Below are 11,931 nucleotides of genomic sequence, written 5' to 3'. Positions count from 1 at the left end.
CATATGTTGCTTATCGACCCGAAGGTAGCAGCGTACGATAAGCTACGCAAGTGATCTCTAAGACGCCCCACGTGTCGCGTCGGCGCGGCGCCGCCCTGGAGTCCGCGATCCTCGACGCGGCATGGGATCAGCTGCTCGAGGCCGGTTACGACAAGTTCACGATCGATGCCGTCGCGAGCCGGTCGGAGACGGCCCGTTCGGTGCTCTACCGACGGTGGCCGTCGCGAATCGATCTGTTGGAGGCCACGATTCGGCACCGCGGTCACGTCGACGAGATCGAGGCCCCAGACACCGGCAGCCTCCGCGACGACGTGCTCGCCGTCCTGCACGAGGTGAACGACCGGAGGTCGGGATTCATCGGGCTATTCACCGTCCGGCTGGGTGCGTACTTCGATCAGGAGGGCGGCACCCCGGCGCGGTTTCGCCGTCTGTTCCTCCCCGAGGGCCGCTCGCTGATGGACGTGATCGTCGAACGTGCCGTCGCCCGAGGCGAACTCGGGCCGAACCCGCTACCGGACCGCATCAAGGCGCTGCCCAGCGACTTGCTCCGCCACGACCTCTTCATGTCCATGCGACCCGCATCCCCGGAGACGATCGCCGAGATCGTCGACGTCGTCTTCCTGCCCTTGGCGACGAGCCTGGCGTCCCACACCGGTGACTCCTAGAGGCTGGTCACCACTATGCCGGCGAAGGCGACGATCGCCCCGACGACGCGCGCGTGGCCCAGTGGTTCGCGGTAGAGCATCCGACCGAGGAACGCGGCGATGACGATGCCGATTTCGCGTGTCGCCGCCACGGTTCCGGTGGCCTCGGGGGACCGCGCCTGCGCCCAGATCACTGCGGCGTAGGCGACGAGGGATACCAGTCCGCTGGTCAGCCCGACGCGAAGGTAGGGGCGCGCTCTGTCCCAGAGGCGGCGGGGCGGAATCACCGCGCCGAGGAAGGCGAGGATGAGCGGGCCTTGCAGGAGGAACATCCAGCCGACGTAGCCAGCGACGCTGTCGCTGTAGCGGACCCCCACGGCGTCGATCACGGTGTAGGCGGCGATGCACGACCCGGTGGCGATCGCCGCCAGCGTGGCGGAGCGCGACGGCCGGCCGGCCCCCGGAGGTCTGGCGACGGCGACCATCGCGATGCCGGAGCAGAGCAGCACGATGCCGGCCCATTGGTGCGCGGCAGGGTGCTCGCCGAGAACGGCCACGGAGTACGCAGTGACCACCACCGGTGCCACTGCACGCGCGACGGGGTAGGCGACGCCGAAGTCGCCGAGTCGATAGCTGCGCATCAGCAGCGCCGTATAGACCAGGTGCATGAGCGCAGACCCCACGATGAAGGGCCACGCCCCGCGCCGCGGAGCCACGGCGAACACGGCGACCGGAGCTGCCGCCAGCGTGTAGGCCCCGGCGATGGTGAGTTGCGCAGCGAGTCTGTCGGTGATCGCATGCGCCGCGACGTTCCATCCTGCGTGCAGGACACCCGCGAGAACGACGACCACGAGGACGCCGACCGAGATGCCTGCGGTGGGCAGGTGGGCGGCAGATTCGATGACGGACAAAACCGGGCTCCTTGCCTCCGTCGTCGTACGTCCAGGACGCATGACGACACTCGAACAGTGAGCCCTCTAGGTTTTTGTCCTTTGGGTGTGGATGGCAACGCCTTTCGGCGCGACCACCTGGCGACGCTCGGACCAGACCGCCAATGGCTTGACGCGGAACCCTAGACGCACGGATCGCCACCGACGATAGCGCCTCGGGTGTCACCGCTCGCGCGGTGGGTCCTACTCAATCACACTGCGTTGACGCGCAAGCGATCACGAGCTGAGCGGAACGGCGAGGACGTTTCCACCCTCGATCTGGTCGGCGTCCCTCTCGACGATGGCCTTGACCTTGTCGGTCGGCATGGCGACGGCGAGCGCCCAGTAGTAGATGATCAGGCTGAACACCGCCACGATGACGAGATCGGACCATTCGCCGAAGATGAAACCGTCGAATACCGGATGTGTTCCCACGCCGTAATTGCCGTAGTGGCTGATGATCGTCATGCCGATCAGCCAGGGGAATATCCAGTAGCCATGGCGCAGCATGTCGTTGGTGTAGGTGTGCTTGATGGCCGCTCCGACGATGAACAGCACGGCGCCGAGCACTAGGGCGATGTCGAGCTTCCAATCGATGTCGTAACCGCCCCAGTACAGCAGTAGATTCGCCGAGATGAAGGCGATGGGCAGCAGCACACTGGGCAACGGCATGCGGTAGCTGCGCGGCCGATCTCCGTCACGTCTACGCAAGGCGGCCAACGCAATTGGAGCGAATGCGTACATGATGGCAGTGGCACCGGTGACGACGGCGACCAGCTTGCTCCAGCTCGGGAACGGCCCGAAACACAACCAGCCGATGACCGCCGAGACGATGATGGACCACACCGGAACACCACGCTTATCGGTGCTGGCGAGGCGGGTCGGCAGCTCGGGCAGCTCGCCGAGCGCATAGGACAGCCGTGCGGTAGTGCCGATGTAGACGATGCCCGTGCCCGACGGGGAGACGACCGCATCGATGATCAGGATGACGGCCAGCCAGCCGGCGCCCACGGCGATCGCCAGGGTGTACCAGGCGCCATAGCTCGAATGGGCGCCGCCAGTCCCCAGCGGCTGAGCCCAGCCGCCCTTCACGTCATCGGGTTTGACGGCGAAGATGAACGCTGCCTGCAGCGCGATGTAGAGCAGGGCACCGATGATCATCGCGGTGATGATCGCGCGCGACATGTCCTTCTGGGGATTCTTGGCTTCGCCCGCTAGCTGGACGGCCTGTTCGAAGCCCTGCAGGGCGAACACCACGCCGAGAGGCAGTGCGGCGAACACGCCGTGGAAACCGAACGGCATGAAGCTGCCGCCCGCGGTGAAGTTGCTGGGGTGAAACGACAGGTACGCGATGACGACGATTGCTAGCAGCGGTACCGCGGTCTTCCAGATCACGACGAGCCCATTGCTTTCGGACATGAACTTGGCCCCCGCCAGATTCATCCCGGTGAAGAGGATCATCAAGATCGTGGCCACGATGAGGCCGTTGAGGTTCAACAACCCGGTGTCGCTGTTGAGCATGTTGAAGTGCTGATTGACCCACCCCACGCTGTTCACATAGGTGATGGCTCCGAGGATTTCGATCGGTGCGATCGCAACGGCCTGCAGCCACGACGCCCACGCGGCGACGAATCCGCTGAAGGCGCCATGCGAGTAGTACGGAAATCGCCCAGAGCCGCCGGCGACCGGGTAGGCGCCGCCCAGCTCGGCGAAGACGAGTGCGAGGACGATCAACATCGCCGCCGCCAAGACCCACGACAGGATGGCCGCCGGACCCGCGGATTGCGTGGCGCTCAAGGCGCTCAGCAGCCAGCCGGAGCCGATGATGGATCCCAGCGACACGAACATCAGCCCCCAGAAGCCGACCGACCGCTGCAACCCGGGGCTGGCCTGTGTCACGCCTGTCTCTACCGTCATCGCCGTCACTCCTCGTCACGAGCCCACGTGCATGGGCGCACAACGCTAAACAGCTCGGGTTACGTCCAATTCACCGCGGTGTAACCCCCGTGATGTGTCCACCCGACAGCGCGCCGATCGACCCGAAGGCGTGGTCGGCGTGCGACGAAAAGCGTTGCACGGTAACGGTACTCCGCACCGTGCACGTGGCAGCAGGGTTGGGAGGGCAATGTGCGCACGACGGATATTCAGAGCGCAACGACAGCGTATTGACAGCAGACTTGCGGCCTCCGTTAATCGCGATGAAATCTAGGTGTGGGCGCTGGCATCGCTACCGAGGGCCTTCGAATTCGAGGTATCGCGAAATCTGCCAGTTGACCCCTCCCGTCGCATATTGCTTGCGGGTGACGACGTAGTCGAAGTGCAGTCGCGAATACTCGACCATCTTGTGGGCCACCGGAAGACGGTCGTCTTCGAACGCGTTCATCGCGGTGCCCAGGTCCGAGGACGATGATGCGAGATGACGAGCGAGCGTCTGGCCGTCGATGAGTGCCTGATTGGCGCCCTGGGCCATGCCCGGGTACATCGGATGAGCCGAGTCGCCGATGAGCACGGCGCGGCCGTCGGTCCAGCGGGGCAGATGGTTTCGCAAGTGGACGACCTCGCGACCCATCACACTGCCCGGCTCGCTGACGTCGAGAATCCGTGGCACCGGAGTGTTGGTCCACCCTCCGCACGACGCGCGGAAGGCGTCGAACGTCGCGAGACCGTCGAGACTGCCGTACCAATACGCATGGGTCTGGTCGATCGGGATCCAGCCCACGTGGCCATTCGGGCCGAAGACGTCGGCCTGGACAGTGGTCGGCACACCGGCGCTGGCGCAGTCGAAGACGCCCCGCCAGCGGAAGATCCCCTCGTTGGTGAACACCTGCGGTTCGCCGAACATGTGGTTGCGGATCTTGGAGCCCACGCCGTCGGTGCCCAGCAGCACGTCGCCCGTGGCGTGGTCCCCCTCGGCGAAGAACACCGTGATGTCGCGATCGGTCTGTTCGTAGCGCTCCGCGGTGCGCTCGTAGACGATCTCGTCGTCGTCGAAGCCAGCTGCGAGCAGCGCGTTGAGCCGCACCCGCCGTGCCCCGGTGATCGGTGCGCCGAGTTCCTCGCTCCACACGCTCACGTCGACCTCCGATGTCTGGGCACCGTCGCTGTCCAGCGTCCACCACCGGTCGATCGTCGCCGCGTTGGCGAGGTAGTTCGCACCGAGCCCAAGGCCCTGCAGGACCCGAACACCGTTCGGCCAAATGTTGAGACCCACACCGGCGGTGCGTAATTCGGGATCCTTTTCGAAGATGCGGACGGTCCACCCCTCCTTCTTGAGGTGCAGGGCAGAAGACAACCCGGCGATTCCACCGCCACAGATGAGTGCCACGGGCATTGATGGGAACCTCTCTAAAAGGTGAATTCAGTCGGGGATGTACGACGCAGTCGTCACGCCCGGACCCGGTCGTCCGACACCGCTGCTCACCATCTCAGTAACCCCTGTCGGGGTCGACGACGTTGCGGAATGGCATTCCCGCACACAGGCGTTCGAGATTGTCCACGAACACGTCCACCTGCCGATCGCCCAGGAGTTGTGAAGCGTGTGAGTCGTGCGGGTACACCAAGGCGCCCGGCGTCGTCCAGAGCGGATCGTCGGCCGGAAGCGGCTCGGTGACGTGACAGTCGACGAGCGCACCGCGCAGGTGGCCGCTGTCGAGGGCCGCAGTGAGGGCGGATGCATCGTGGATGGCGCCGCGGGCGACATTGGCGAACCAGCCCCCTGGTTTGAGGGCCGCGAGGGCACGCGCATCGATCAGACCCCTGGTGAGCGGCGTCAGTGGCGCGGCGATCACGAGGTAGTCAGACACGGCGAGGACGTCGTGGAGCGCTTCGGTGCGGACGACCTCGTCGAAACCGTCGACGACGTTGCCACGCCGGTTGATTCCGATGGTCTTGATGCCCAGCGCCCGGGCGATCCGCGCGGTCTGCGAGCCGATGCTCCCCGTACCCAGAATGGACATCACCGATCCCGCCACTTCACGGGCCGGTTCTGCCGCCCAGATCTTGGCGGCGTGGTTGTCCCAGCGCGTGCGCAGCATCTTGGCGTCCGCCAGGATCGCGGCGATCACGGTCTCGGCGACGGCATTGGCCGCCACCCCGGACGCGTTGGCCAGAGTCACGCCGTCCGGGACGATGGACGTCAGATGTTCGGCGCCCGCGCTCATCGACTGGATCAGACGCAACTGTGGGTTGAGGAGTTGCTCGTATCCCTTGAGGGTGAGGATGCCCTGCTCCGATTCACCGGATGTGACCGTGCCGCTGGTCTCGATCAAGATGGCGTGGGGAGGGCGCTCGGGTCCCTGGCCGGCGTTCAGACGAGACACCGGGACGTGCTCGAGCCACACGTCCGCGTCGACGTCGAGAATTCTGCGGCGTTGAGGTTCGGTCAGCCACAGACCCTCATCCGGGTCGGCGGCGCCTTGTACCGCCTTGGGCAACCCGGCTACTACGACGTTGAGTGACACGTGCTTCAGTCCCCTTCGATCTCGATGATGGGTGGGCCGGTAGGGGAGGGGCCGCCGTCGTTGCGCTACCCGGGGACGGGGTTCGCCCCAGTCCGGTCAGCGTGCCGCCCCGAGGGTCAGTCCGCAGGACGGCATCGGTCGCCGGCGCGGCCCAAATGCGTTGCCCTTCTTGCGGATGCCTGCGCGGCCTCGAGTCAATGGCGTCGGACGCGAGATGCGAATGGGATCACCATCCAAGGGTCACCGCGACCATCTCCTGACGAGGGCACACGCTACGACGCTATTGCCGAAGCATTTCGGGCTCCGTGCGTGCTCGTTACCGTCTGATTGCGTCACCCTGTGTCTCAGCTGCCAGGCGGGGAGACGACGCACCGGTCCCATCCTCGGAGCCAGCAGTAACAGCAGCGAAACGTGGGCACGCTGGAATACGTCGCGAGCCCAGCGTCCGTCGTCACCGTTGCGGCCGGGCCCGACGACAGGAGGTCGATCGCAGTGACGAATTTCGTCTTCGTGCACGGGTCCTTTCACGGCGGATGGTGTTGGAACACGCTGATGCCGTGGCTGCAGCGCCAGGGGCACGTCGTTCACGCGCCCAACCTGCCCGCAAGTGGTGGCGATCCGAGCCCCATCGAGAACGCGGACCTCCTGGCCTATTCGACGCGCATCGCCGACGTGGTCGACGGCATCGCGGGTTCCGTCGTGCTCGTGGGCCACAGCATGGGAGGCATCGTCGCGTCGCAGGTGTGTGAGCACCGCCCCGACAAGCTTGCCGCGGCAATCTACGTCAACGGGCTGCTGCTGAGGGACGGGGAGAGTCTGGCCAGCTTCTTGACGGCGAACGAGGCGCTCGAGGTCGATGACCTGGTGCTGAAGAACATGAGACTGTCGGCGGACGGCGAGACGGCCACCTTCCCGCAGGAGAAGGCAGCCGACGTGTTCTACAACGCGTGCACGCCGGCCGACGCCGACTGGGCCAAGCGTCAGCTCACGGCGCAACGCACGAAGGTCTACTCCGACACCCTCCGGCTGACACCGCAGCGCTATGGCACGGTCAAGCGGTTCTACGTGAAGGGATTGCGGGACAACGCCGTACCGCTGATCTATCAAGACACCATGCTGCAGAATACGTTCTGCGATGGGGTGTACACCCTGGATGCCGACCACTCGCCATTCCTCTCGGCGCCCGGCGAACTGTCGGAGATCCTGCTGACGATCGCAGGACTCGTGGACTGACGTGCTCTGCGCGGCCGATGGGAAGGCAACGCCGAGGGCCTGGAGCGCTCGATCGCCGCCGGTCACCGCGCACGGCTCGTCGCGGCCACTCCCGGAGCCTTTGAAGTGGTCGCTATTCGGTTGCAGCAGTAGAGTTTTGGCATGCCCGGGGGATCGGTGAGCCACACGTGGCACATGGCCGCCCGCGTTCTACCCGCAGTGGTGCTCATTGCCTTCGGATTGCTCGCCCCGGCCGGTCACGGACCGCGGCAGTGGGCGGGGCCCGTGGCGCCGCAACCGTTCGAAACCGTGCTGCTCGATGCGCCGAACCCATTGTCCGGCACGACCTTCTACGTCGACGGGGCGACGTCGGCAGCCGCAGCTGCCGAGCAATCGAGTCCGCCGAGTCCCGAGCTGACACGACTCGCGCAGACACCACAGGTGTGGTGGATCGGTGACGATCTGAGCACCGACGCCGTGGCCGACCGGGTACGGGCGTACATCGCAGCGGCGGCGACCCTGGGCGCCCTGCCGATGCTGGCGACGTATTCACTTCCCCACCGTGACTGCGGTGGCTTCTCCTCGGGAGGCTTCGGCACGGGCGGCGAGTATCGGGATTGGATCGATCAGCTCGCGGCGGGGATCGGCACGGCGCGGGTGGTCATCGTGTTGGAACCCGACGGACTGAGTGCTGCAGACTGTCTCTCGGGGCAAGCGCGGCAGGAGCGATTCGATCTCCTGCGGTATGCCGTGACCGCCGTGACCGCCGACCCCAACGCCACCGTGTACGTCGACGGCGGCCACTCGCGTTGGCTCGCACCCGAAGAACTCGCCCGGCGGCTCGAGGAGGTCGGGGTCGATCGAGCCAGGGGATTTGCGCTCAACACGGCGAACTTCTTCTCCACGGAGGAGGAAATTCGCTACGGCGAAGAGGTGTCGAACCTGACCAACGGCGCGCACTACGTGATCGACACGTCGCGAAACGGTGCCGGCCCCGCCCCCGCGGGTCCCTTGAACTGGTGCAACCCACCGGGTCGCGCCATCGGCACGGCGCCGACCACGTCGACCGCGGGTGCGCACGCCGACGCCTACCTGTGGATCAAGCATCCGGGGGAGTCGGATGGGGAGTGCGGCAGAGGCGACCCGACGTCGGGTCACTTCATGGCGCAGTACGCCATTGACCTCGTCCGCGGTGCCGGACCCTAGACCGGGCACGACGACGCGACGCTCTCACGCGCTCGCTGGTAGCCGGCGATGACCTTCGGCACCATCGCCGACGCGGCGAATCTGCGCGCTCGGATTCGGCCTGCCGCACCGTAGATGCGTCGTAGCAGAGGATCTCCGACGACGCTGTCGAGTGCTTCGGCCAGTGCCGCAGGATCACCTGGCGTGACCACCAGCCCGGTGCGATGATGCGCGACGACCTCTGGCAACGCGCCGACACGTGTCACGACGACGGGAGTCCCCGCGGCCATGGCTTCGATCGGCACCAGTCCGAGCGGTTCTTGCCAGCGCGACGGCGCCACCGCGACGGCGGCGGCGGCGTAACTTGCCATGATGTCGCGGTGCGGCACCCCCGTGCGCACGATGATGGGACGCTCGGTGGTACCCGTCAGGTCCGGGGTGTCCGAGCGGACTGCGCCGATCATCACGAGGGGCGCGGCGATCCGCATCCGGCGGTGGGCGTCAGCCAACAGGGTGACACCCTTGTGCTCGCCGAGCGCACCCACGAAGAGCACGAACGGTGTCGTTGGCAGGAAGTCGGGCCGGTGGTCGTCGTCCTCGGGAACGGGGTCGAAGACGTCGTCGGGGACGAAGGATGGCAACTGGCAGATCCGTTGGGACGAGACCCCGTCGAGACTGGCATGGCGTACCGCGGAGCTGATCGGCATGAACATCGCGACGCGGTCCAGCCGGCCCAGGCTATGACGCACGCCAATGGCCAGGGCCGGCCCCTTGATGGGACCGTAGAAGTTCGTGGCGCAACCGAGGCACCGCGACGGTCGGGGTCCGGCGCACGTCGCGTCGAGTCGTTCGCGGGGGATCATCGTCTTCTTGGCGCAGACCAGGCCGTAGTCATGCAACGTCGCCACGAGTGCGGTCGTCGTCGGAAGTCGCAGCGACAGACAGGAATTCAGTATCCAGCCATGGGCGTGCACGATGTCGGGACGAACTTCGGCGACGAGATCCTCGAGACGGCGGACCAGCAACGGGTCCGGACACGTCGGATGAAAGAAGTGGTTCGGGTCGTTCGCGAACCGGCGGAGGTGGCGGGTGTATCCGTCGAGCCGCCGCACGTCGACCCCGTCCTCGTGCTCACGAGCCGGCGCATCGGGGCGGCTCAGTGTCGCGACCGTGGTCGGATGGCCACGCTGGACGAGTTCCCTGGCGAGTAGTTGAACGACGCGTTCCAGTCCGCCGGTGGCCGGCGGATAACCGTCGCTGACCTGAAGGACTCTCAATGGTCAGCACTCTGCGTGACGACGGGCAGGAGGTCGGGTGATTCGGAGAGGTCGATGCCGTGGGGGGCTCCCACGATCCGGCGCCAGGCGAAGACCACCCACACGGCGCCGAGGCTCTGGCTCACCAGCCAGCACAGCCCGGCCCCCACGATTCCGGTGTGCGGCAACACGAACCACGCCGACCCGACGCATGCGATGAGCATTCCCCCGTTGAGCAGCAGGGCCATTCGCATCCGCCCAGTGACCCTGAGCACCGCGACGGCGACGTTGGTGATGGCGTCGGGCACGGCCGACACCGTGAGCAGAAGCAGCAGGGAGAGGCCGTGGTCGACGTAGTCACGTCCGAACAGGGCCAAGATGAGGTGACCGCCGAGCAGATAGACCACGACGGGACCGGCCAGCAGCGCGGTGACTATCACGAGACATCTACGCGCCAGTGGCCGAATCGACCGCTGATCTGCCGCACCTTCGACGAAGAGTGCGGCCGAGACGGCCGGGCTGATGATGAAGAAGACCGATCCGAGCATCCACGTGATGTAGAAGTACGCGGTGGCCGTCGCTGACAGCCGGGCATAGACCACGACTGGCAGCAGGTAGCCCGCGAGCATCGCGAAGACCGTGATGAGGTGCTGTCCCATCACTGAGGACGCCATCTCGCGAAGGTGCGACGTCAGATGGGTGAAACTCGGCACCAGCGAGTGTCCTTCGCGCGCGCCGAAGGTCATGACGACCCACAGCAGCGAGAGCCCCGCGGCGATCGTCCACGCCAGCAGGATGGAATCGGCGCCGCTGAGGAACGAGACCGGGATGAGAATCAGGGGAATTCGGACGCCGCACGCGACGATGTTGCGGGCCAGCAGGACAGTTCCGCGATGCTCGGAAACGGCGAGGTAGTCGAACACCAGGCCGACGGCGATGAAGATGCAGGCCAAGACGAACATGGCGGCGCCCGTGGGAGTTTCGAGTTGCGGCAGAGTGGCAGAGGCAACGCCCAGCACGCCGACCACCACTGCGCTGCCGATCCCTGCCGTGACGACTGAGACCACGATGGCCGCGGTCACCCGCTGGCGCCATTCGGCCGCGTCCCGACAGCGCGGCAACCATTCGACGAGTGCCGCCGCCGCACCGACGCTGGCGAGGAGGACCGTGGCGTTGATGGCACTCGTCGTGGCGGCAGCGGTGCCGTTGACGTCCCTGTCGAAGCAATGCGCGGCGATCATCCAGAAGGCGTAGCCGAGCAGGGACGTCAGCAGGGTGCTGGCCATGATCGCGACGCTGTTTCGCATCATCGGGTCGACGGCGGCTCGACGCGCCTTCCCAGCGACACCCGCGAGCAACCCAGTGGATCGTTGACCCGTCATTTCTCGACCTCCACGAACGTGCTGACATGACCGGGCGCGGGCAGCGCAACTCCGTCTGGTGCGGTGGGCACCACGGTGAGCTCGACCAGATACCTGCCCGGGCGACTCGGGGCCGTGAACGTCACTGCCCCGCTGATCGTTCCGATGGGAGCTTCGGTGGTATCGACCGCGACGGCATCGGTGGCGACGCCGTCGACGGCCAGCCGGATGCTGGTCAACGTCGGGGAGGGTCGGCAGCCGAATCCTCGCAGGGCCCAGTTGAGCCGCACCGGCCGCGCGGGCGCCACGAGCGGCACCTCTCCGGCATAGGGCTTGCTGTCGGTGAATGCCAAAGTGGTGTAACGCTCTACGGGGACAACCGTCATCGTCGACGCCACGTAGGCTGCGGCGCCGAGCACCACGACGGAGACGCCTATCCCCGCACCGCGAGTGGCGGCCAGCCACGTCGCGCGGGGCGTTGTCCTGCGTGGGTTCGTCGACCGAAGCACGCCATCGGTCGTGATGAGCACCAGACCCATCGCACCGACCGCCAGGGTCAGGTTGCGCGGTGCCAGTGGCACTGCGATGGCGTCGAGGGACAGGGCCGCGCCCAGCCACACGAGGAGTCCGAGGAGTACCGAAAGAGGCAGTCGTAGGGCGGGATCGCGGAGGTGCCCACCGGGGTCACCCAAGAAGAGGCGCACCAGCGCGGCACCCGGAATGAACGACAACGCGGCGACGGCGGGGAAGCGAACGGCAGCGGGGGCTTGCAGGGCGACGACGAGAACGGCCGCACCGAAGACGGCGTTCACCACGATGAATGAGATGCCGGGGGAAGGGATTCGACGCAGTGCGATGGCGGTGGACTTCACGAGGCCTGTCAT

10 protein-coding genes are annotated in these 11,931 nt (G+C 66.4%); 3 read left to right on the top strand and 7 right to left on the bottom strand.

What is annotated here, in order from left to right; genetic code table 11:
* Positions 1-50 precede the first annotated feature (50 nt).
* Entirely contained in the window at positions 51-665 is a 615-nt protein-coding gene (locus G6N60_RS14070; protein ID WP_246240672.1) for a TetR/AcrR family transcriptional regulator, read from the top strand.
* Here the strand turns inward: G6N60_RS14070 and G6N60_RS14065 are convergent.
* The 4 genes from G6N60_RS14065 to G6N60_RS14050 form a co-directional block, all read right to left on the bottom strand.
* Complete coding sequence (locus tag G6N60_RS14065; RefSeq protein ID WP_163738134.1) at positions 662-1,555, bottom strand: EamA family transporter; 894 nt, start codon at positions 1,553-1,555, stop codon at positions 662-664. The two genes, G6N60_RS14070 and G6N60_RS14065, sit on opposite strands and share 4 nt — an antisense overlap.
* 255 nt (positions 1,556-1,810) lie before the next feature.
* Positions 1,811-3,490, bottom strand: coding sequence for an APC family permease (locus tag G6N60_RS14060; RefSeq protein ID WP_197746939.1), 1,680 nt, complete (start codon positions 3,488-3,490; stop codon positions 1,811-1,813).
* A 310-nt stretch (positions 3,491-3,800) separates the two neighbouring features.
* On the bottom strand, positions 3,801-4,904 hold the full coding sequence (locus G6N60_RS14055) for an FAD-dependent oxidoreductase (RefSeq protein ID WP_163738132.1): 1,104 nt from the start codon (positions 4,902-4,904) through the stop codon (positions 3,801-3,803).
* Positions 4,905-4,998: 94 nt separating this feature from the next.
* A complete protein-coding gene (locus tag G6N60_RS14050; RefSeq protein ID WP_163738128.1) occupies positions 4,999-6,033 on the bottom strand; it encodes a D-2-hydroxyacid dehydrogenase in 1,035 nt (344 codons plus the stop codon).
* Positions 6,034-6,525: 492 nt separating this feature from the next.
* Here G6N60_RS14050 and G6N60_RS14045 point away from each other — a divergent pair, with 492 nt between their 5' ends.
* Together G6N60_RS14045 and G6N60_RS14040 are read left to right on the top strand one after the other, a co-directional pair.
* Positions 6,526-7,266: an alpha/beta fold hydrolase gene (locus G6N60_RS14045; RefSeq protein ID WP_163738125.1), complete on the top strand. Its 741-nt coding sequence runs from the start codon at positions 6,526-6,528 to the stop codon at positions 7,264-7,266.
* A 141-nt stretch (positions 7,267-7,407) separates the two neighbouring features.
* Entirely contained in the window at positions 7,408-8,451 is a 1,044-nt protein-coding gene (locus G6N60_RS14040; protein ID WP_246240669.1) for a glycoside hydrolase family 6 protein, read from the top strand.
* On the opposite strand, the gene G6N60_RS14035 is transcribed toward G6N60_RS14040, so the two are convergent.
* The 3 genes from G6N60_RS14035 to G6N60_RS14025 all read right to left on the bottom strand — a co-directional run bounded on the left by G6N60_RS14035 (position 8,448) and on the right by G6N60_RS14025 (position 11,931).
* Complete coding sequence (locus G6N60_RS14035; RefSeq protein WP_163738123.1) at positions 8,448-9,707, bottom strand: glycosyltransferase family 4 protein; 1,260 nt, start codon at positions 9,705-9,707, stop codon at positions 8,448-8,450. The two genes, G6N60_RS14040 and G6N60_RS14035, sit on opposite strands and share 4 nt — an antisense overlap.
* Positions 9,704-10,972 carry a lipopolysaccharide biosynthesis protein gene (locus G6N60_RS14030; RefSeq protein ID WP_163738121.1) on the bottom strand — a complete coding sequence of 423 codons (1,269 nt, stop codon included), beginning with the start codon at positions 10,970-10,972 and terminating at the stop codon, positions 9,704-9,706. Before G6N60_RS14030 ends, G6N60_RS14035 begins: the two co-directional genes overlap by 4 nt.
* A gap of 92 nt (positions 10,973-11,064) precedes the next feature.
* The gene (locus G6N60_RS14025) at positions 11,065-11,931 is read right to left on the bottom strand and encodes a hypothetical protein (RefSeq protein WP_163738119.1); all 867 of its coding nucleotides are present in this window, start codon (positions 11,929-11,931) and stop codon (positions 11,065-11,067) included.

The sequence above is a fragment of the Mycolicibacterium madagascariense genome (assembly GCF_010729665.1).
GTDB classification, from domain to species: Bacteria; Actinomycetota; Actinomycetes; order Mycobacteriales; family Mycobacteriaceae; genus Mycobacterium; species Mycobacterium madagascariense.
Note: the sequence above shows the minus strand (reverse complement) of the source record. Positions and strands in the feature narration are given on the sequence as shown.